This window comes from Bacillus sp. AP8, from assembly GCF_000321185.1.
Lineage (GTDB): Bacteria > Bacillota > Bacilli > Bacillales > DSM-1321 > Bacillus_AD > Bacillus_AD massilioanorexius.
Window position 1 is genome coordinate 65,272 of the sequence record NZ_CAPG01000037.1, and the last position, 22,573, is coordinate 87,844.

At 34.7% G+C, this 22,573-nt stretch carries 18 protein-coding genes; all 18 read right to left on the bottom strand.

Annotation, left to right across the window (positions count from 1 at the left end; genetic code table 11):
• Positions 1-344: 344 nt before the first annotated feature.
• The 18 genes from BN349_RS10445 to rseP all read right to left on the bottom strand — a co-directional run bounded on the left by BN349_RS10445 (position 345) and on the right by rseP (position 22,559).
• A complete protein-coding gene (locus tag BN349_RS10445) occupies positions 345-602 on the bottom strand; it encodes a YlmC/YmxH family sporulation protein (protein WP_019242255.1) in 258 nt (85 codons plus the stop codon).
• Positions 603-930: 328 nt separating this feature from the next.
• Positions 931-2,154, bottom strand: a complete 1,224-nt coding sequence (locus BN349_RS10455) for a M16 family metallopeptidase (protein WP_019242257.1) — start codon at positions 2,152-2,154, stop codon at positions 931-933.
• Positions 2,155-2,230: 76 nt separating this feature from the next.
• Positions 2,231-3,190: a polysaccharide deacetylase family protein gene (locus BN349_RS10460; RefSeq protein WP_019242258.1), complete on the bottom strand. Its 960-nt coding sequence runs from the start codon at positions 3,188-3,190 to the stop codon at positions 2,231-2,233.
• Positions 3,191-3,326: 136 nt separating this feature from the next.
• Positions 3,327-3,767, bottom strand: coding sequence for a YrvL family regulatory protein (locus BN349_RS10465; protein ID WP_019242259.1), 441 nt, complete (start codon positions 3,765-3,767; stop codon positions 3,327-3,329).
• A gap of 261 nt (positions 3,768-4,028) precedes the next feature.
• The gene (pnp, locus tag BN349_RS10470; protein ID WP_019242260.1) at positions 4,029-6,143 is read right to left on the bottom strand and encodes a polyribonucleotide nucleotidyltransferase; all 2,115 of its coding nucleotides are present in this window, start codon (positions 6,141-6,143) and stop codon (positions 4,029-4,031) included.
• Positions 6,144-6,532: 389 nt separating this feature from the next.
• Entirely contained in the window at positions 6,533-6,802 is a 270-nt protein-coding gene (gene rpsO / locus BN349_RS10475) for a 30S ribosomal protein S15 (RefSeq protein WP_019242261.1), read from the bottom strand.
• 133 nt (positions 6,803-6,935) lie between these two features.
• The gene (ribF, locus tag BN349_RS10480) at positions 6,936-7,880 is read right to left on the bottom strand and encodes a bifunctional riboflavin kinase/FAD synthetase (protein WP_019242262.1); all 945 of its coding nucleotides are present in this window, start codon (positions 7,878-7,880) and stop codon (positions 6,936-6,938) included.
• A 36-nt stretch (positions 7,881-7,916) separates the two neighbouring features.
• Complete coding sequence (gene truB / locus BN349_RS10485) at positions 7,917-8,837, bottom strand: tRNA pseudouridine(55) synthase TruB (protein WP_019242263.1); 921 nt, start codon at positions 8,835-8,837, stop codon at positions 7,917-7,919.
• A 219-nt stretch (positions 8,838-9,056) separates the two neighbouring features.
• Entirely contained in the window at positions 9,057-9,422 is a 366-nt protein-coding gene (gene rbfA, locus BN349_RS10490) for a 30S ribosome-binding factor RbfA (protein WP_019242264.1), read from the bottom strand.
• An 18-nt stretch (positions 9,423-9,440) separates the two neighbouring features.
• Positions 9,441-9,719 carry a DUF503 domain-containing protein gene (locus BN349_RS10495; protein WP_019242265.1) on the bottom strand — a complete coding sequence of 93 codons (279 nt, stop codon included), beginning with the start codon at positions 9,717-9,719 and terminating at the stop codon, positions 9,441-9,443.
• Entirely contained in the window at positions 9,716-11,908 is a 2,193-nt protein-coding gene (infB, locus tag BN349_RS10500; protein WP_019242266.1) for a translation initiation factor IF-2, read from the bottom strand. The genes BN349_RS10495 and infB overlap by 4 nt, the downstream gene beginning before the upstream one ends.
• A gap of 20 nt (positions 11,909-11,928) precedes the next feature.
• Entirely contained in the window at positions 11,929-12,231 is a 303-nt protein-coding gene (locus BN349_RS10505; RefSeq protein WP_019242267.1) for a YlxQ family RNA-binding protein, read from the bottom strand.
• Positions 12,232-12,235: 4 nt separating this feature from the next.
• A complete protein-coding gene (rnpM, locus tag BN349_RS10510) occupies positions 12,236-12,511 on the bottom strand; it encodes an RNase P modulator RnpM (protein ID WP_019242268.1) in 276 nt (91 codons plus the stop codon).
• A gap of 15 nt (positions 12,512-12,526) precedes the next feature.
• A complete protein-coding gene (gene nusA / locus BN349_RS23805) occupies positions 12,527-13,660 on the bottom strand; it encodes a transcription termination factor NusA (RefSeq protein ID WP_019242269.1) in 1,134 nt (377 codons plus the stop codon).
• A gap of 35 nt (positions 13,661-13,695) precedes the next feature.
• The gene (gene rimP, locus BN349_RS10520; RefSeq protein WP_019242270.1) at positions 13,696-14,169 is read right to left on the bottom strand and encodes a ribosome maturation factor RimP; all 474 of its coding nucleotides are present in this window, start codon (positions 14,167-14,169) and stop codon (positions 13,696-13,698) included.
• 549 nt (positions 14,170-14,718) lie between these two features.
• Positions 14,719-19,026 (bottom strand): PolC-type DNA polymerase III, encoded by a 4,308-nt coding sequence (locus BN349_RS10525; protein ID WP_019242271.1) that lies wholly within the window; start codon positions 19,024-19,026, stop codon positions 14,719-14,721.
• Positions 19,027-19,443: 417 nt separating this feature from the next.
• Positions 19,444-21,141, bottom strand: coding sequence for a proline--tRNA ligase (locus tag BN349_RS10530; protein ID WP_019242272.1), 1,698 nt, complete (start codon positions 21,139-21,141; stop codon positions 19,444-19,446).
• 140 nt (positions 21,142-21,281) lie between these two features.
• A complete protein-coding gene (rseP, locus tag BN349_RS10535) occupies positions 21,282-22,559 on the bottom strand; it encodes an RIP metalloprotease RseP (protein ID WP_026089272.1) in 1,278 nt (425 codons plus the stop codon).
• Between the last annotated feature and the right edge of the window lie 14 nt (positions 22,560-22,573).

Sequence of the window (22,573 nt, forward strand, 5' to 3'; positions counted from 1 at the left end):
TAATCAAATCAAGCTTTATAGGAAGTATCCTCTATCTTAATAAGAAGATAATGTCCTTAATGAGAGTTGCTCACTCAATCTACAAAGCTTTTCAGACATAAAAACATAATTCATTTTTTCTATCTCATATTATGAATCGTTTGGGTAATAGGTGAATGCCAATTAAGAAAAGCGTTTGTCCTTTAATTTCATTATAAAAATCATCTATAAAGAATGTGTCCATTTGTGACTTCATCCAATGGAATAGATACATAGCTCTATATCCTCATTTGCGGATGTTGAAAATTATCTTAACCCGATACAATAAAAAAACGTCCCTTAATGAGACGTTTATTCTTACTCTTCTATTCGCCTTTATTTTCATACTGTGAATCAGGGATATCAATGATAATCATATCCGCCCCAATCTTTTTTATATGTCGCCATGGAACTCTTGTTTCATTGCCATTCCGCTTAAATCCAAACCATTTCACTGATGGAATGATAAGTGCCAATATTTGTCCGTGTTCATTAATTTCTAAATCAGTCTGACCTAATACACCTAATCGTTCTGCACGTTTTACATCAACGATTTCCTTACCACTTAATTCACTTAATCTCATCAATGCAGTCACCTCTTTATTTTGTCCTATTCTATACATATAAGACAAATCAACAACTTAGAAGTAATTCTTGAATAAAAAGACTGTTTTCCCATTGTTTGTTTCCTATGAACAAGTGGCTCATATAAGTAAAGTTGGATTCTGCTTCAAGATGTTCACTTTCCTCTTTAATCTACCTTTATATGCTGGTCTGGCTTTATCCACTAAAAAACTAAGATCTTTTTTGGTAAATAGCTCTTCCCTTTTTTTGTCTTTCATTAAAGAAAGAATTGGAATATAAGAAAAAGGGTGTTCCCAATAACTTTCTTTTTGAGACACCCTTTTGCATTTATTCTCCTTGAGGACTAATATAAGCCATAGCGAATTCATCTTTGAAGACTTTATTAGTAATTTCAGCAACTGTTTCTTCAGATACCGCATCAATCAATTCTACAATTTCATCTAATGATCGATGCATTCCAAGCATTAGTTCATTTTTACCATTTCGACTCATACGACTATTCGTACTTTCTAAACTAAGCATTAGATTTCCTTTTAATTGTTCTTTGCTGTTTTTTAATTCTTTAGAAGTGATTCCTTCTGCTTTAAAAGTAGCAATTGTATTCTGAATCGTTTCAAATAGGATATCCATTTGATTTGCTCCAGTACCACCGTAGATTGTTACAAGACCGCTATCTTGATAACCTGAATGATACGAATAAACAGAATATGCTAATCCTCTTTGCTCACGGACCTCTTGGAACAAACGACTGCTCATACTTCCACCAAGTATATTGTTCATAACAATTAGGCTATAAGCATCAGGATGTCCTATTGGCAAACCTTCATAACCTAAGCATAAATGTGCTTGTTCGGTATCTTTTTTACGGTTTAATCTATTCGTATGAAATAATGGTTTATCTTGTTCTTTACTTCTATTTTTACCACGCTCAAAATTTCCGAAAAGCTTTTCCACTTCTTTAATAAAGCTTTCATCAACATTTCCAGCAATACTGATAACAAGACGATCTGGCGTATACATATCATGAACATATTGCTTTAATGTATCACTAGTAAAAGTAGATAATGTTTGTTCCGTACCTAAAATTGGATAGGCTAGAGGATTTTTTTCATAAACTGCTTTACTTAGTAAATCATGAACAATATCATCTGGTGTGTCTTCATACATTTTAATTTCTTCAAACACTACATTTTTTTCTTTATTTAACTCTTCTGAATCAAAAGTTGAGTTAAAGTACATATCCCCTAAAACATCAAGTGCATACTTTGCATGATTGTCTAGCACTTTTGCATAGTAACAAGTATATTCTTTTGAAGTAAAGGCGTTTACTTGTCCACCAATGCTATCAAAGCTCTCTGCGATCTCTTTTGCACTTCTTGTTGTCGTTCCTTTAAAAAACATATGCTCAAGAAAATGTGAAACACCATTATTTGTTTCATTTTCATTTACAGAACCTGCTTTAATCCATAATCCAATAGCTACTGATCGTACTGTTGGAATATTTTCTAATACAATTCTTACTCCATTTTGGCATGTGTATTTTTTTATCAAAATAGTTCCTCCCTATTTCTTGATGCTTTATTCAGAGTCTTAGTCCAAACTAACATACTTTACTATGTATCACATATTACTGCATGATTCTTTCTTCACTTAATGCTTCCGAAACGGTTGTAATATGAAGCTTCTTATTTTTCATATTAACGATTAATGTTTCTAAAGATTTCGTCGTAGATTCGGTAGGATGCATTAGCACAAATGCTCCATTATGAATTTTATGTAATACTCTTTCGGTTAAAACACTTGGTGAAGGCTTCTGCCAATCAATCGTATCTACACTCCACATTATTGTATCCATTTTAAACTCGTCGGCAATTGAAATCGTCTCATCTCGAAACGCACCACTTGGTGGGGCAAACAGTTTACACTGTACTCCTGTAACAGCTTTAATAATATCATTTGTTTGTTGGATTTCTTTTCGTATTAATGATGCCGACAATGTCTTCATATTCGGATGAGAATATGAATGGTTTCCAATTTCATGACCTGATTCTTCAATCATTTTTGCCAATTCTGGATTATTCTTTGTCCATTTTCCCTCAAGAAAAAAAGTTGCCTTCACTTGATGTTTTTTTAATATCGATAGCATTTGTGGGATATACTCATTTCCCCATGCAACATTTATTAAAAAGGAAACGACTGGTTTCTCAGGATGTGCACGATAGATGGGGGCAGCTTGTAACTGATCTATATGAAGCTTAGGTGGTATTTGTTTAAAAATTAATTTTTTTTCATCAAATTTACCATCTTTTCTCATTACTTTATATGAAGAATGTATATCTACTTTTAAGCCATTATAACCAGGTACAGTTTTCCACACTGAATCTATCATAGCATCTTTTGGCTCAACTTCATATTTCTTCGCCTTTTCTTGAATTTCTTCGTAAAGTAGATCTTGGTTCTTTGTAACTGTTACTGCTTCACTTTTTAATTTAGTTACATATTGATTGATATTCGGAGACTGCACCATTATCCATGATACCGTTCCAATAGTGCATATCGCAATAATATGTTTGAAATTTTTCCGCATTTTCTATTTCCTCCATTTATAAAACTGAATGCTTTTGTTATAGCATTTGTCATTTTTCCTTATACAAAACATGCTTTGTACAGTTTTATGAATATTTTGGAGTGTATAGAAGTAAATCTCAGTAACAAAGAATATATTATTTTTTCTTAGTAAAAGATTCATTTACTATATAAAGTAAAAATAAACTGATAGCAAATAAAGCTTCCGTTGAATTAGAAACCGAAATCGTCTCCATCTTTTCATCGAGTATATGAACAATAAAAAACACACCTTGAAATTCTAACAAAGCCTCAATGATAAACGCTTGTTTTACTGTTAAACCAATATGTATGAAAAATGATTTAACAACAAAAAGAATGCCTTCATATATCGTGCTAATAACTAGTAATAGTAGCAAAAACACTATCACATTTTGAAATGAAGAATAATAAAATCCGAAAAAAGAAAGAAAACCCAAGTATATTACACCAATGAAACATATAGCTAAAACAAATAAAATCACTAAAAGTACAATGCATCCAATCTTTCCAAGTTTATTTTCGGGTAAAAGCGGTTCTTTTAAATTTTTCTCAGGCATATTCAAATCACTCTCCCTAGACTTGAACAAAATACCATAATTATAGTATTTAGTCTTTCCCTTAAAAAGAAACTGCTCTCTTATTTCTTACACATAATGTTATGAGAGATAAAAGAGAAAAAGACTATTCCAGACCCCATAGTATTGTCAAAACTCTGTAACTTATGGCTTATATAATTGAGACTCAGGGTATCATTTGTCTATTCCTATCACCACAAAAAATAGCATATGGCTATAGCCATATGCTTACTTAAAGCAAGATTATCTCATTTGCTCTGCTTCTTTTTGCTCTTTAAGAACTGCTTTACGAGAAAGATTCACTCTTCCTTGCTTGTCCACTTCTGTTACTTTTACAAGGATTTCATCTCCAAGTGATACAACATCTTCAGTTTTACCAACACGTTCCTCTGCAAGTTCAGAAATGTGTACTAAACCGTCTTTTCCACTAAAAATTTCAACAAATGCACCAAATTTTTCAATGCGTTTTACTTTACCTAAATATGTTCTTCCTACTTCTACTTCACGAACAAGATCTTCAATGATTTGTTTTGCTCTTTGATTGCCATCTTCATCAGTAGATGCAATGAAAATTGTACCATCTTGTTCAATATCAATTTTAACGCCTGTTTCTTCGATAATTTTATTAATTTGCTTACCGCTCGGTCCAATAACATCACGAATTTTATCTGGGTTAATTGACATCATCAAGATTTTTGGAGCATATTTCGATAATGCTGTTCTTGGCTTATCAAGCGTTTTTAGCATAGATTCTAAAATATGCATTCTACCAGCTTTTGCTTGTTGAAGTGCCTCTTCTAAAATCTCTCTTGAAAGACCGTCTATTTTAATATCCATTTGAAGTGCTGTTACACCTTTTGCTGTACCAGCAACTTTAAAGTCCATATCTCCAAGGTGATCTTCCATACCTTGAATATCTGTAAGAATTGTGTAATGCTCATCTTTCTTAACAAGCCCCATTGCAATACCAGCTACAGGTGCTTTAATTGGTACACCAGCATCCATCATGGCAAGTGTACTCGCACAAATACTTGCTTGAGAAGTTGAACCATTTGATTCAAGTACTTCAGATACCAGACGTACTGTATAAGGAAATTCTTTTTCAGAAGGAATAACAGGTTCTAAAGCTCTTTCTCCTAATGCACCATGTCCAATTTCTCGTCGACCAGGTCCACGTTGGAATCCAGTTTCACCTACACTAAAGTGAGGGAAGTTATAATGATGCATAAAGCGTTTAGATTCTTCTACTCCCAATCCATCAAGAATTTGCACATCGCCTAGGGCACCTAATGTACAAATTGATAGAGCTTGAGTTTGTCCTCGTGTAAATAATCCTGAACCATGAGTACGCGGAAGAAGTCCTGTTTCTGAAGATAGCGGACGAATCTCATCTGGTTTTCTTCCATCTGGACGTACTTTTTCTTCCGTAATTAAACGTCTCACTTCATTCTTCACAAGCTTACCTAAGATTTCTTTTACTTGCTTAACCGTTTCTTCTTCTGCTTCTTGCTCTTCATAATGAGCAACAACTCGAGCCTTCACTTCATTAATAGCATCTTCACGAGCATGTTTTTCTTGAACTTGAACAGCCTTATTAATATCTTCCTCGCACATTGCTGTTACTTCCGCTAAAAGATCAGCGTCTAATTCATATAAAACAATTTCACGATTTTCTTTTCCTACTTCAGCCATAATTTCTTCTTGGAACGCGATAAGCTTTTTGATTTCTTCATGACCGAACATAATAGCTTCAAGCATTACTTCTTCAGGTACTTCATTAGCTCCTGCTTCAACCATATTGATTGCATCTTTTGTACCAGCAACAGTTAAATTAATATCGCTTTTTTCCATTTGTTCAACAGTTGGATTAATAATGAATTCATTATCAATTCTACCAACTACTACACCAGCAATAGGTCCCTCAAAAGGAATATCAGATACACATAATGCTAAAGATGATCCGAACATCGCAGCCATCTCAGAAGAACAATCTTGATCAACACTCATAACCGTACTAACAACTTGTACTTCATTACGGAATCCATCAGCAAATAATGGACGAATTGGGCGATCAATTAATCGGCTCGCTAATACAGCTTTCTCACTTGGACGTCCTTCACGTTTGATGAAGCCTCCAGGAATTTTACCTACCGCATATAATCTTTCTTCATAGTTTACTGTTAAAGGAAAAAAGTCTACTGATTTTGCATCCTTAGAAGCAGTTGCAGCAGTAAGTACAGCCGTATCGCCATAACGGATAAGTGCTGCTCCACTAGCTTGTTTTGCTAATTGTCCAATTTCAACTGATAGCTGACGACCAGCCCAATCTATGGAAAATATTTTTTTCGTTTGATCCATAATGTTAAAAACCCCTCTCTACAATCTATATACGAGAATTAATAAATTTATTTAATTAAACATCTAATTCATGTATGTAAAAGCTCAAAATATAATTCACACTAATTTTATTATGCACGAAAAAATGCATCATTAACAGTATAAAAAGAAATATGTATACTATTTTTAAAAACTTATTTCGTATTGTTTAATAATCTTGTTCATGAAGCCTAGCATCGCTCATAATCTGACTTCCTAAACAATCATAGGATTTGAAGCGATAATTAAACTTTCGTATTAAAATTTATAATAAACTTTCTTCACTTACAAGAAAAAAGACGGGAAAAATCCCGCTTTTTTTAAATGGGTAATCCCCATCTTTTTTAAAGGAATGACATTACCTTTAAAAATTATCGACGTAAGCCAAGTTTGTTAATTAGTTCGCGGTAACGAGCAACATCCTTGTTACGTAGGTAAGTTTGTAGGTTACGACGCTTACCAACCATTTTTAATAGACCACGACGAGAGTGGTGATCTTTTTTATGAGTACGTAAGTGCTCATTTAAAGCGTTGATTTCTGCAGTTAAAACTGCGATTTGAACTTCAGGAGATCCTGTATCGTTCGCATGAGTTTTGTATTCTGCGATAATTTCGTTTTTGCGTTCTTGTGAGATTGCCATTAATCTTTCACCTCTTAATTTTTTTAAAATCCCCATTTGCTGAGCATAGCGTCGGTGACTCGACTAGCCAAGCATAGGTTCATTTTTCATACGTTTTATATATTACTCTGATTTTGAATAAAAAGCAAGTCTATTAAGCATTCATTTCAAAATAGTTTTGTGCTTCTAACTTATCTTTAGATATTTGTGCTATAAGTTCATCTAAAGAAGCGAATTTTTTTTCACTACGCAATCTAAGATGCCATTCAATCGAGATTCTCTCATCATAAATAACAGAATCAAAATCAAAAATATGGACTTCTATAGATGGCTTATCTGGTTGTTCATTGTGAAATGTAGGTTTGTAACCAATATTACAAATCCCATTATATGTTTTGTCGTTTATCTTTACCTTAACTGCATAAACACCTGTTGAAGGAATAATATATTCATCATCTAAAAGTGTATTTGCTGTTGGAAAACCTAATTGTCTACCACGTTTTTCCCCATGAATAACAATACCTCTTGATACATAATAGCGACCTGTCAATAATCTAAAATCCTCAACAGCGCCTTGATGTAAACTTGATCTAATTCTCGATGAACTGATTTTCTCATTTTGCAGGCTCACTTTAGGAATAATAGTTTGCCCAAATATACCTCTTGAATGGAATGGTAAGGTTTCCATCGTTCCTTTTCCTAATCTTCCATAAGAATAATCAAAACCAGCTGTTACATGTTTAACATGTAACGAAATCAAGTACTGATCAACGAATTGTTGAGGAAGAAGTGAAGCAAATTCTTCTGTAAAATTAGCAACAAATAAATAGTCTACTCCTAATTCTTCAACTAATTTTATTTTATCCTCCAAAGGAGAAATGTAATGAACCTTCTGATCACTTCTAAGAACAGCGAGTGGATGTGGATAAAAAGTCATAACGGCTGATTTCCATCCATTAGCTTTTGCAATATCTATCGCTGTATGTATCACTTTTTGATGTCCCCCATGCACACCATCAAAAAAGCCAAGAGCGATGGATAATGGAGGGAAATCATCTTGCTGATATGTATGAGGATAATCTAGTTTGATTACTTTCAATTCCTTCTCCTCTTTCTAAAAAAGCTGTTCTCTCTTTCATGTTAAACTTGTACGTAATACCTTTACAGGTTTAATTACATTCTTTTTGTTTTCCGGTATTTTATAAATAGCTATAGCAATATTATTATACATTAAAACAAAAGGCTCTTCTAGTTCAAGGTTTTTATTTCCAGGATTAGCCAACGCCAGGCCATTTACCACTTTTCTTGCTTGATCATAACGCAAATCTATTTTCGGTAAATGTGTTAAACCATATTCTAAAGGCTTCAGTAGTTCCATTTGGCGATTCTCTTCTGCATACTGCTCAATTTGCTCAAATGTATAACAATCTTCTAGCGTAAAGCTTGACGATTGAATTCGAACTAAATGAGACATATGAGCTGGATATCCTAATTCTTCTCCAATCATAACAGCAAGTGTCCGAATATATGTACCTTTTGAACAACTTACTCTAAAACGAAATGAAACGTTTTCCCCTGAAAATTCATTTCGATCATCAAGTAATGTCATGCTATAAATCTTTACATTTCTTTTTGGACGTTCAACTTCTATCCCTGCACGAGCATATTCGTAAAGTTTTTTCCCATTTACCTTTACAGCCGAATACATAGGTGGAGTTTGAACAAGCTCACCTTCGAATTTATGAAGAACCTGCAAAATTTCTGCTCTAGTGAAACGTTTAGTACCTTTCACTTCATCAACGAGTTCACCACTACTATCTTCTGTCGTTGTTGAGAAACCAATTGTAACTTCGCCTTCATAACTTTTTCCGGCATCTGTAATATATTCAGCTATTTTGGTCGCTCTTCCAACACAAATTGGCAAAACTCCCGTAACATCTGGATCTAATGTACCCGTATGGCCCACTTTTTTTGTTTTTAATAATTTTCTTAATTTGAAAACGCAATCATGTGAGGTCATGCCTTTTGGTTTGAGTAAAGGTAGAATTCCTTCCATATTAAACACTCCAAATATGAGAATAAAAGGCTGACTTCATATGATATCCTCATATATGAGAATAGGAAATCACATGTTTGAAGTCAGCCTATTTGTTAATATCAAAATATATAATTTTAGAACTGAATATTGTCTAGCTTCAACGTCTTCTTTAAGACTTAGAACGTTCTGCTTTTCTTAATTCACTTCTAGCATGTAGAAATTCTTCTTACATGTAGTTTACTCTTCGTTTTTCTGATCGTCTTGATCTGCATGTATTTGGTGAATTAAATTTTCAATGCGATGACCGTATTCAAGCGATTCATCCCATTCAAAAGTAATTTCAGGCGTTATACGTAAACGGATTCTCTTGCCAATTTCAGAACGAATAAATCCCTTTGCTTTTGCAAGACCGATTAATGTATTTTCCTTTTGTTCTTCATTTCCAAGCACTGATACATAGACAGTAGCTTGTTGAAGATCTCCTGTAACACGAACATCCGTTACAGTTACAAAACCGATTCTTGGATCTTTTAACTTACGTCCAATAATTTCGGTTAATTCTTTTTTCATTTGTTCACCAACACGATTTGCACGAAGGCTCATATTATCACCTCGTTTTTGTTAAAACCATTGAAAATCTGTAATAGTACGTTCAATCTCAGGAAACGAATCAACAAATTTCAATGCTCTTTGTAACTCTTTTTCTGTAGCTACTTGTGAGGCAGACACCGCCACTATAGCAATCTTTGTCCTTTGCCATAAATCTTGGTAATCAACCTCAGCAACAGCAATATTATACTTTTGCATAAGTCTTGAAAGTATACGTTGCAAGACTGCTCTTTTTTCTTTTAAAGAGTGTGCATCATAAATAATTGCTTCAAATTCTACACAACCGATCATTTACGTTCGATTTCTTCCATTACGAACGCTTCAATTACGTCGCCTTCTTTAATGTCATTGTAGTTTTTAATTGTAATACCACACTCATAACCTTGAGCAACTTCTTTAGCATCGTCTTTGAAACGTTTTAATGCATCAATTTCTCCTTCAAAGATTACTACTCCTTGACGAATTAATCGGATGCTACTATCACGTGTGATTTTTCCATCCGTAACATATGAACCAGCAATTGTTCCTACTTTAGAAACTTTAAATGTAGTACGAACTTCTGCTTGTCCGATTACTTTCTCTTCGTACTCAGGATCAAGCATACCTTTCATTGCTGACTCAATTTCTTCTATTACTTTATAAATGATACTGTATAAACGAACATCTACTTGTTCAGATTCTGCAGCACGTTTAGCATTTACATCTGGACGTACATTAAATCCGATAACAATCGCGTTAGACGCTGTTGCTAACATAATATCGTATTCCGTAATAGCACCTACACCGCTATGAATAATTTTAACTTTAACACCTTCAACATCGATCTTTTGAAGAGATGCTGCAAGTGCTTCAGCCGAACCTTGAACATCTGCTTTTACAATAAGGTTAATTTCTTTCATTTCACCTTGTTTCATTTGTTCAAATAAATTATCAAGTGTAACAACGGCTTTTTCATTACGTTGGGATTGAACCTGTTGTTGTGAACGAGCTTCCCCAACTTGACGCGCAGTTTTCTCATCTTTAAATACAACAAATAAATCTCCAGCTTGTGGAACTTCATTCAAACCTGTAATTTCAACAGGTGTTGATGGACCTGCCTCTTTTACACGACGGCCCATATCATTAACCATCGCACGTACACGACCAAATGTTGTACCTACAACAATTGGATCTCCAACTCTTAAAGTACCATTCTGTACAAGCAATGTTGCTACTGCTCCACGGCCTTTATCAAGCTGCGCTTCAATTACAGAACCTGTTGCAAGCTTTTTCGAATTTGCTTTTAATTCTTCAACTTCACTTACAAGTAGAATCATTTCAAGCAACTCATCAATTCCTTCACCTTTTTTCGCTGACATTGGAACGAAGATTGTATCCCCACCCCAAGCTTCAGGTACAAGACCATGTTCAGTTAATTCTTGCATAACACGATCAGGGTTAGCCGCTTCTTTATCCATTTTATTAACAGCAATAATAATAGGAACCTCTGCAGCTTTAGCATGATTAATAGCCTCAACTGTTTGTGGCATTACACCATCATCCGCTGCTACAACGATGATTGCAATATCCGTAACCTTAGCACCACGAGCACGCATTGTTGTAAAAGCAGCGTGACCAGGAGTATCAAGGAAAGTGATTTTTTTATCGTTTACATCAACTTGGTATGCCCCAATATGTTGCGTAATTCCACCAGCTTCGCCTTCAGTTACCTTTGTATTACGAATTGAATCAAGCAATGTTGTTTTACCGTGGTCAACGTGACCCATGATTGTTACAACAGCTGGACGTTCTTCATTATTTTCAGTAGCTTCTTCTTCACTTGCAGTATAAGCTTCTAAATCTGTCATATCGATTTTGATTTCTTCTTCTACTTCTACACCATAATCTGTACAAATCAATTCGATTGCATCTTTATCTAAGCTTTGGTTAATTGTTGCCATAATACCTAGCAAGAATAATTTTTTTATGATTTCAGAAGGCTCACGATGAAGTTTTTTTGCTAACTCGCCAACAGTTAATGACTCAGAAAATGTAATTTTAGCTGGTAGCTCTTTCTCTTTTCTTGGAGTGTGCATTTGTGGCGCTTTGTTACCATTATTATTTTGCTTTTTATTATTTTTGTTTTGTTTTTTCCCTTTATTAAAAGGTGTTTGTCCTCCACCAGGCTTTTTATTTCCACCAACAGGAGGTTTCTTCTTAATTTTTTGTTTTGATACACTGTTTTCAACATGACGATCTTCATATTTATTTTCCACTATATTATCATCTGCTTTAACTTGTTGATTTTTAGCTACATTATTATTTGATTTTTTTTCTTCCTTTTTAGGTTGGAAGGCTTGATCTAGTTTTTGTACAGTCGGATCTTCAATTGTTGCCATATGATTGGATACCTCTATATTCATTTCTTTTAGCTTTTGAATTATTTCTTTACTTGATACGTTATGTTTTTTCGCGTATTCATACACACGTACTTTTGACATACGTTTCACCCCCGTATAAATTAATGCAACAACGTCTTCAGTTTTTCAGCAAACCCCTCATCAAGTACTGCTAATACGACACGATGGTCTTTACCAATTGCATGTCCTAGCTGCTCTCTACTTTCTACTCTTGCTAGAGGCACGTTATAATAGCTGCATTTATCGGTTATCTTCTTTTCGGTATTAGAGGAAGCATCTTTAGACAAAAGAACCAATTTTGCCTTACCATTCCGAACTTCTTTAACAACAAGTTCTTCTCCTGATATCACTTTTCTTGCTCTATTAGCTAAACCTAACAGTGACGACCAACGTGGCTGATTCATTTGTTTATAGCTTCTCCTTTTCGACTAATCGAAGTAATTCTTCATAAAGACTTGGATCTATTGCCGCGTCTAACTGTCGAGCTAATACATCTTTTTTCTGGGCTGTGAGAATAGCTTCTTTATTTAGAGAAATGTATGCTCCGCGACCTGATTTCTTTCCGGTTGGATCGATTGATACTTCTCCTTCTTTAGAACGTACAATTCGTATCATTTCTTTTTTAGGCTTCATTTCACCAGAAGCAATACATTTACGTAAAGGTATTTTTTTTCGAGTTGACATCTGAAATCACCTCAATTAATCGATCTCTTCTTCGTCATATAAATCATCATAACTTGAGTCAATACTAGCTTGGCTTAATAAAGCCTCTTCTTCATGAACTGGGTAAATCCCAGCTTCTCTTGCATCTGTTTCACTCTTAATATCAATTTTCCAATTTGTCAGTTTGGCAGCTAATCGCGCATTTTGACCTCTTTTTCCAATTGCTAGTGATAATTGATAATCAGGAACAACGACAGTTGTTGCTTTTTCTTCTTTATTCACAATTACTTCCAAAACTTTAGAAGGACTAAGAGCATTAGCAACAAACTCTACGGGATCTTCTGACCATTTTACAATATCAATTTTTTCACCTTTTAATTCATTCACGATTACTTGAACACGTTGGCCTTTTTGACCAACACAAGCACCTACTGGATCTACGTTTGGCTCATCTGTGTGTACAGAGATTTTTGAACGATCACCAGCTTCACGAGCTACTGACTTAATTTCCACAGTACCATCAAATATTTCTGGTACTTCCGTTTCAAACAAACGTTTTAATAATCCAGGATGAGTTCTAGATACAAAAACTTGAGGACCTTTTGAAGTCTTCTCTACTTTCGTTATAAAAACTTTGATACGATCATGTGGTTTATATTGTTCATTAGGCATTTGCTCGCTTACAGGTAATAAAGCTTCTATTTTGCCTAAGCTAACATAAATGTAACGTGTATCTACTCGTTGAACAATTCCATTCATGATGTCTTCTTCACGATCGATAAATTCAGAGTAAATAATTCCTCTTTCAGCTTCACGTACACGTTGAGTTACAACTTGTTTTGCTGTTTGAGCGGCAATTCGCCCAAAATCTTTTGGAGTTACCTCTAACTCAACAACATCTTCCACTGCATAGTTTGGATTAATTCTTCTTGCATCTTCTAAAGAGATTTCTAGGCGAGAATCAAATACTTGATCTACTACATCTTTACGAGCAAGTACTCTCATTGTTCCTGTTCCAAGGTTCAAATCCACTCTCACGTTCTGTGCTTGGTTGAAGTTTCTTTTATAAGCAGAAACAAGCGCTGCTTCAATTGCTTCAACTATAACATCTCTTGAGATACCTTTTTCTTTTTCTAAAAGAACTAGCGCATCCACTAATTCACTGCTCATTACTTAATCCCCCTTAATCGGCGTTTTCTTATTATTTATGAAAAAACTACAGCTAATCTTGCTTTAGCAATCTTTTCAGTTGGAATAACAATTTCTTTTGTTCTTGTCTTAATCTTAATAGACAAAGTTACTTCTTTCTCATTATACTCAAGTAGCTTTCCTTCAAATTCCTTACTACCTTCTATTGGTTCATATGTTTTAATATTGACATGTTTACCAACAGCTTTGAGAAAATCTTGCTCTTTTTTCAATGGTCTTTCAGCACCTGGTGAAGAAACCTCTAAAAAGTAGTTTTGTGTTATTGGATCTACTTCATCTAGTTTCACACTAAGTTTTTCACTTACAACACCACATTCTTCAATATCGACTCCAGTTTCCTTATCTATAAAAACACGTAAAAACCAATCTTTACCTTCTTTTACATATTCAACGTCAACTAGTTCTAATTTTTCTTCTTCCAAAATATCGACTAAAAGTTCTTCGACAATTTCGGTAACTTTTTTGCTCATAATATCCCTCCTATTCAATTGAAGTATCTTTTTACTGTCTCTATTGGGAATAAAGACATAGAGACAAGACCTTTACCTAACTTGTAAAGTATCTTAGGGTAGCATTATGGTCTTGGGTTTGCTCTAACTAATACCAGTATTTACTTAAATGAGATTAGTTTCACAATATGTAAAAAGAACATACTACTCTTTATGTTTTCACAGAAAGGTTGTTCATACTCTTAAGATCTTCATCATGGCAAAAATGTATGAATACAATAGGAAAGAGTGGGTTTCCCCACTCTTGGCATGTGTCTCTTCATCAGTAATTCTATTTAAAATATAACACAATATTTAGCTTTGTGCAAATGAAGGTCGTGATTCGCCATATGAATAGACAAATTTTCACAGAACTTTAAGAAAAGCGTCTTGATTAGCCCTGACCGGCATAAGACGATTCAACTAGAAGGTTAATCTATAACCTTCTAGTTGATTTGGCTTATAACCTTGAAGGACCGGCGCTTGCGCTAGACAATAAACGAGGTCTAAAATTATATACATTTTTATCTTTTAGAACAAGGAAAGTTGATTTTGATCAGGTAATGAATCCAAACATCCTTGCTTATCCAAGTAATCTAAAATTGTTTTAGAAACCTTACCACGTTTTTGTAAATCTTCTTTAGAAAGGAATTCCCCTTCATCTCTTGAATTAACAATATTAATGGCAACGTTTGTACCTAATCCTGGTACTGAATTAAATGGTGGTATAAGCGTATTACCTTCGATGATAAATTCCGATGCCTGCGATTTATATAAATCAACTTTTTGGAACGAATATCCACGCTCACACATTTCTAATGCAAGTTCAAGTACAGTTAACGTATTTTTCTCTTTAGGGGAAGCTTCTAAGCCTTTAGCGTTTATTTCCTCAATAACGGCTCTAATCGCCATCGATCCCCTAGACATAGCCTCAATATCAAAATCATCTGCACGTACTGTAAAATACGCAGCATAGTACAACAAAGGATGGTGAACCTTAAAGTAGGCAATACGAACAGCCATCAATACATATGCAGCAGCATGGGCTTTTGGGAACATGTATTTGATCTTTTTACAAGAGTCGATATACCATTCAGGCACTTCGTTTTTTCTCATTTCTGCTTCAAACTCTTCAGATAAACCTTTACCCTTACGTACAGATTCCATAATTTTAAAAGCCAGAGATGGGTCAAGGCCCTGATAAATTAAATAAACCATAATATCATCACGACAACCTATAACTTCACTCAGATTACAAATATTATTATGAATCAGTTCTTGGGCATTTCCTAACCAAACATCCGTACCATGTGATAATCCTGAGATTTGGACAAGTTCAGAAAAAGTAGTCGGTTTAGTATCTTCTAGCATCTGTCTTACAAATCGTGTACCGAATTCAGGAATACCTAAGGTTCCTGTTTTACACATAATTTGTTCCTCTGTTACACCAAGTGATTCTGTTCCACTAAATATCTTCATGACTTCTGGATCATCCGTTGGAATCGTTTTAGGATCTATTCCACTTAAATCCTGAAGCATACGAATAACGGTCGGATCATCGTGTCCAAGTATATCTAGTTTTAGGACATTATCATGGATGGAATGGAAATCGAAATGTGTCGTTTTCCACTCAGCCGTTTGGCTATCAGCAGGGAACTGAATAGGAGAAAAATCAAAGATATCCATATAATCTGGTACAACGATAATACCACCTGGATGTTGTCCAGTCGTACGCTTAACTCCGGTACAACCAGCTACCAATCGATCTACTTCTGCAGAGCGAATATGGAGATTATTATCACTTGCATAACCTTTAACATATCCATAAGCCGTCTTTTCAGCTACCGTTCCAATTGTTCCTGCACGGTAAACGTAATCTTCACCAAATAGTACTTTTGTATAATTATGAGCTTGTGGTTGATACTCACCAGAAAAGTTCAAATCGATATCAGGTACTTTGTCTCCTTTAAAACCAAGGAAAGTTTCAAAGGGGATATCATGCCCATCTTTCTTAAAAGGTGTTGTACATTTAGGACAATCTTTATCAGGCAAATCAAACCCTGAACCTACTGATCCATCATCAAAGAACTCTGAATGCTTACAATTCGGACATACATAATGCGGAGGCAATGGATTAACCTCAGTTATTTCCGTCATCGTTGCAACAAACGATGACCCTACCGAACCACGGGAACCTACTAGATAGCCATCGTCCAATGACTTTTTAACTAGCTTATGAGATATCAAATAGATTACGGCAAATCCATGCCCTATAATACTTTTCAACTCTTTTTCAAGTCTTGCCTCTACAATCTCTGGAAGCTGATCACCATAAATCTTCCTAGCCATAGCATAAGACATTTGACGCATCTCATCCTCAGCACCTTCAATTTTAGGTGTATATAGATCGTCTTTGATTGGTTTAATAACATCAATCATATCTGCTATTTTATTGGTATTTGTAATAACAATTTCCTCAGCAACCTCTTTTCCTAAAAAAGAAAAGCAAGAAAGCATTTCATCTGTTGTACGGAAATGGACATTTGGTAACTTATGTCTATTTAGCGGATTCGCGCCACCTTGAGAACCTACTAGTATTTTTCGATATATTTTATCATTTGGATGTAAATAATGAACATTTCCTGTTGCTACTACTGGCTTTCCGAGCTTTTTCCCAAGCTTAACGATATTTAAAATAATTCCTTCTAATGATTTTTGATCGCGAACATATTCCATTTCAATTAAATGGGCATATACTTCAGGAGGCATTACTTCTAGATAATCGTAGAACTCAGCAATCTTTTCTACCTCTTCCGGACTTTTTTGCATCATTCCTTCAAATACTTCACCTTTATCACAAGCTGAACCTACGATGATTCCTTCTCGATATTTCTGAAGTAATGATCGTGGAATTCTAGGAACACGATAGAAATAGTTAATATGTGCAAATGAAACTAATTTAAATAAGTTTTTCAATCCCAAATCATTTTGCGCTAATAGAATACAGTGATATGGTCTTGAACGTTGATAAGCCTTACCTTCACCCATATGCTCATTGAACTCATCATGGTAAACAATGCCTTTTTCTGTAGCATCTTTTAGCATTTTAATCAATAAATGACCTGTAGCTTCAGCATCATAAATAGCACGGTGATGTTGCGTTAAATTAATATCGAATTTTTTTGCTAATGTATTAAGACGATGATTTTTTAATTGAGGATATAGAAAACGTCCAAGCTCTAATGTATCAATGACAGGATTAGACGCTTTTTCAAAACCAATTTTTTTGTATCCTACATTTAAAAAACCCATATCAAAGCTTGCATTATGGGCAACAAGAATAGCATCCTCTGTCCAATCTTTGAAACGTTTTAATACTTCAGAGACTTCTGGTGCATTCCGTACCATATCATCAGTTATTCCAGTTAAATCAATAGTCGTAGCGGATAATGGATGATGTGGGTTAGCAAATGATTCAAACGTATCAATTATCTCACCGTTACGAACCTTAACTGCTGCCAATTCTATGATTGTATCGTAAACAGCAGAGAGACCTGTCGTTTCTACGTCAAATACTACATACGTATCATCTTCTAGTAAACGATGAGCAGGATTATACGCGATAGGTACACCATCATCTACTAAGTTAGCTTCTAATCCATATAATATTTTAATATCATTTTTCTTCCCAGCCCCATATGCTTCTGGAAAGGATTGTACAACTGCATGATCGGTAATAGCAACTGCTTTATGACCCCATTTCTTAGCTTGCGACACTAAGTCGGAAACAGAACTAACTGCATCCATTTGACTCATTGGAGTATGAAGATGAAGCTCAACTCTTTTGTCATCAGCCTTATCTATTCTCTGAGGTGCTTTCATTTCATTTAGATCATTTGCCATCATAACTAAATCACGTACAAATGTATCATTTTGAATACTACCTTGCGCCCTCATCCACATACCTTTTTTAACAGATGACAGTATTGCGGCATCCTCTTTATCACGAGAAAACATTTTTACTTGAATAGAGCTTGTATAGTCTGTCATTTTCAAAGTAAGTAACGTTCTTCCACTTCTAAGTTCTTTTGTTTCAGCAAAAAATACGTATCCTTCAACTGCTATTCTTCTTTCTTCATCAACAATTTCTTCCATTCGTTTAAAATCAGCATCATCTTTAATGGTATAACCAATCTTAATCGGTCCTTCATGTTGAGGTGCTGCTGAAGTATCACTATCTTTTTTCTGCATTTCAACCACAGCTGCTTGCGCTTTCTCTTGGTCTTCTTTTTGCTTAGCCTTAAGAAATTCAGTGTATTCTTCAGTTGAAGCTGAAATCTCGGTATCTAAAGTTAATTTTGGAAATCCATAGGATTCATACACGGATGATATAAGAGTAGAATATTTATTTTTAAGTTGACCCGCTTCTGCTTCATTTCGCGCTTTGACAACTAATTTATTCCCTATTACTTTTGGGATTTGTTCATTTAACAAGGAAAGGAGTGCTGGTGATACGCCATCTAGCTCAGAAAGACAACTCGTCCAATAATCCTTAATCATGTCTTCTGTAACCTGAGGATTTCTTACCGACATCGTATATGTTACTTCAGCGATATGAGAAAATGTTTTGATAAGGCGTGTTCCAAAAGTTGTTTGTACATTATTTGGAATAATATTATCCAACAAAAATTGAAAATGCCATTTTTTTTCAGATCGTTCAATAAATAGCTTCGTAATTTCTGCATTAGCAAAATACTTAACTAATGCATCTTCTGTAAGCTGTAATTGTTGGAGTAAGAGTTGAAATTTCTCTCTTCCGTTATTCGGATTCTGTTCCAACTTCCTAACCTCCTTCATTTTTATTTCCTTAAAACCATGCTTCTACAACGGAAACTCTCATTTCATAATGTAAAAACACTAAGTGCGAGATAAACCTTCGAGAAAAGTCGTGGCTAATTTAATTAATCACCAGTTAAATGTCTTACTTACGACTGTTTCACTATATAACCAGACGTTATTATACCACATTCAAATGAAATTAGAAAAACCCTACTGACCCTTTACTTTTGTCAAAAACATTCACATGAAGAAAGCTACTTTTCACACGTAGTATTAGGGTTTCATTTTGTTGATTTCGTTTTTTCAGAAGACAAATATCCGATTCCAATACACAAAAGAGACTGATCCGTTTTACATTTATCTACTTAACGGATCAGTCATATAATCATACTATTCTATTCCAGTAACAACAAAGTATTATGCTAAAATATTTGCGATTACTTCAGATAATTCATCTACGTGAACTTCTACAGATTCACCTGTTTTACGGTTCTTCACTTCAACAACTGACTCTTCAGCTCTTTTCCCAACAGTTACACGGACAGGTAACCCCATTAAATCTGAATCATTAAATTTAACGCCTGGACGTTCTTGACGATCATCTAATAAAACATCGTAACCTTGTTTTTTCAATGAATCATAAAGTTCTAGAGCTAAAGTTGCTTGAGCTTCATTTTTCACATTTACAGGAATAACATGAACATGGAAAGGAGTTAGTTGTTTCGGCCATACTAAACCTTTCTCATCATTATATTGTTCAGCAGCTGCAGACAATGTTCTAGAAACTCCAATTCCATAACAACCCATTATCATAGGCTGACTTCGTCCATTTTCGTCTAAGAAGTTAGCTCCCATAGCTTCACTATATCTTGTACCTAGTTTAAAGACATGTCCAACCTCAATACCTTTTGCAAATTTAATGATTCCTTTACCATCTGGAGAAGCATCTCCTTCTTGAATAAAGCGAATATCTGTATATTGATCTACTTTAAAATCACGACCAGGGTTTACATTAATAAAATGCATACCTTCTTCATTAGCTCCACAAACCCCATTAACGATGCTAGCTACAGCATTGTCTGCAATTATTTCAAGATTTGTCACACCTACAGGTCCTAAAGATCCAATTGCACAACCTAAAGCCACTTGTGTTTCCTCAGGTGAAGCTAATTCTACTACTGATGCTTCAAATAGGTTTTTCAGTTTAATATCATTTACTTCATGATCGCCACGAACAAGAACAACGACATGTTTTTCGTCAATTTTGAAAAGTAGTGTTTTGATACAAGAAGTAGCATCTACATTTAAGAAAGATGTAATATCTTCAATGCTCTTTTGACTTGGAGTAGATACTTTTTCAAGTTCTTTTAATGCTTCAGAACTTTTTTCGTACGTAGCCATTACAGGAGCCATTTCGATATTAGCTGCGTAATCTGATGTATCACTATAAGCTATTGTATCCTCACCAATTTCAGAAAGAACCATAAATTCATGAGTGTCCTTACCACCCATTGCACCACTATCTGCAATTACGGCACGGAAATTCAAACCACATCTTGTGAATACATTTTGATACGCTTGAAATAAATCATTATATACTTCGTCTAAGCTTTCTGGAGTACTATGGAAAGAATAAGCATCTTTCATAACAAATTCTCTTCCTCGTAATAATCCAAAACGCGGTCTCTTTTCGTCACGGAATTTAGTTTGAATTTGATATAAAGTCAATGGGAGCTTTTTGTATGATGACAATTCGTCTCTCACTAAGCTTGTCACAACCTCTTCATGTGTTGGTCCTAAAGCAAACTCACGATTATGACGATCTTTCATACGCATTAATTCAGGTCCATATGAAAACCAGCGACCAGATTCTTGCCATAATTCAGCTTGTTGTAAAGAAGGCATTAAGATTTCATTTGCACCTGTAGCATCCATTTCTTCTCGTACAATTTCTTCGATTTTCTTTAACACTTTTTTACCAAGTGGTAAATAGCTATATACACCACTTGCTGTTTGACGAATATAACCTGCTCTTAACAGTAAACGATGGCTTGTAACTTCTGCATCTGCAGGTACTTCTCTTAAAGTAGGAATAAACATTTTTGATTGTTTCATCTTTAAACACCTCATTAGCTACATCTAAACTTAAATTTATAGTAGACTTTCCTCATTTATTTATTTCTTTAAAAAAAGAAGAAGCAAAGCTTAACAGTGCCTTTGCCCCTAGCTTTTTTTATTTTATCATACTACCGTTATTATTGAAGGAAAAAACGTTGAATATCATTCCATGTCACAACAAGCATGAGCAACATGAGTAGGGCAAAGCCAATAAAATGTACCATGCCTTCTTTTTGACGATCAAGAGGTTTTCCTCTTACTGCTTCAACTGCGAAGAATAATAATCTTCCACCATCCATTGCTGGTATTGGTAATAGGTTCATAATCCCAAGATTAATACTTAATACCCCAGCCCATTTCATCAATGTTAGTATACCAGATTTCGCCACTTCTTCCGTTGTCACATAAATACCTACTGGTCCTGAAAGCATATCAATCGAAAATTGACCTGTTACTAATTGACCTAGCATGTAAAAAATTTGTTTAATCCAAAAATAGGTTTCGGTAAATCCATATGTAAAAATCTGACCAATTGACTTCTCCATAGGTTGATAAACGCCAATGACACCGATTTTTTTCATATTTCCGTTTTGATCTTCTCGTTCGATTTCTTTTGGTGTAACAGGAAATTCTAATGTTTTCCCATCTCTTTCAACGACAAATTGAATTTCTTCACCAGGATGTTTCTGTATTTCTTCCTGAACATCCGTCCAAGAAGAAACCTCGGCTCCATCAATCGATTGAATTTCATCTCCAGCTTTTAAACCAGCTGCAATTGCCGCACCATCCTCCGTAAGCTTACCTAAGCGGGCATCATCAACAGCTACACCTTGAATTCCAGCAATCACTGCAAATATAACAATTGCAAAAATAAAATTCATCATAGGACCAGCAAAAATAGCCATAGCTCTTTGACCTAATGTCTTAGAAGCAAATTGACGATTATATGGTGCAATTTGATTTTCTATACCATCTTGTACAATAACTGCCTCTGGATGAATCTCAAAGGACTGAATGATTTGATCTTCTTCTTCTTCATAGCCTCTTAAAGTAAGTCTATGTTCTAAATCAATGTCTTCGACTTCTATCACTTTTATGTCACGATATTTGTCTTTATTATTTAAAATAATTTTATTGACTTTACCTTCAGAATCGAATTTTAAACCAATTCGATATCCCGGTTTTATTTCAATTGATTCTGGGTCTTCACCTGCCATTCGAACAAATCCACCAATTGGAAGTAAACGAATGGTATAAACCGTTTCATTCTTTTTAAAAGAAAAGATTTTAGGTCCAAAACCAATAGCGAATTCTCTACAGAGAATACCAGCTCTTTTAGCAAAAATTAAATGTCCTAATTCATGAACGAAAACGAGAGCTCCAAATATAATGATAAATGAAACAACTGTTTGTATTGTTTGCACGTATC

Coding starts and splice junctions, on each gene's coding strand:
- BN349_RS10445 (WP_019242255.1), bottom strand. CDS start 602: ATGAGATTAAGTGAATTAAGTGGTAAGGAAATCGTTGATGTAAAACGT.
- BN349_RS10460 (WP_019242258.1), bottom strand. CDS start 3,190: ATGCGGAAAAATTTCAAACATATTATTGCGATATGCACTATTGGAACG.
- BN349_RS10465 (WP_019242259.1), bottom strand. CDS start 3,767: ATGCCTGAGAAAAATTTAAAAGAACCGCTTTTACCCGAAAATAAACTT.
- pnp (WP_019242260.1), bottom strand. CDS start 6,143: ATGGATCAAACGAAAAAAATATTTTCCATAGATTGGGCTGGTCGTCAG.
- rpsO (WP_019242261.1), bottom strand. CDS start 6,802: ATGGCAATCTCACAAGAACGCAAAAACGAAATTATCGCAGAATACAAA.
- truB (WP_019242263.1), bottom strand. CDS start 8,837: ATGGAAGGAATTCTACCTTTACTCAAACCAAAAGGCATGACCTCACAT.
- rbfA (WP_019242264.1), bottom strand. CDS start 9,422: ATGAGCCTTCGTGCAAATCGTGTTGGTGAACAAATGAAAAAAGAATTA.
- BN349_RS10495 (WP_019242265.1), bottom strand. CDS start 9,719: ATGATCGGTTGTGTAGAATTTGAAGCAATTATTTATGATGCACACTCT.
- infB (WP_019242266.1), bottom strand. CDS start 11,908: ATGTCAAAAGTACGTGTGTATGAATACGCGAAAAAACATAACGTATCA.
- BN349_RS10505 (WP_019242267.1), bottom strand. CDS start 12,231: ATGAATCAGCCACGTTGGTCGTCACTGTTAGGTTTAGCTAATAGAGCA.
- rnpM (WP_019242268.1), bottom strand. CDS start 12,511: ATGTCAACTCGAAAAAAAATACCTTTACGTAAATGTATTGCTTCTGGT.
- nusA (WP_019242269.1), bottom strand. CDS start 13,660: ATGAGCAGTGAATTAGTGGATGCGCTAGTTCTTTTAGAAAAAGAAAAA.
- rimP (WP_019242270.1), bottom strand. CDS start 14,169: ATGAGCAAAAAAGTTACCGAAATTGTCGAAGAACTTTTAGTCGATATT.
- BN349_RS10530 (WP_019242272.1), bottom strand. CDS start 21,141: ATGAAACAATCAAAAATGTTTATTCCTACTTTAAGAGAAGTACCTGCA.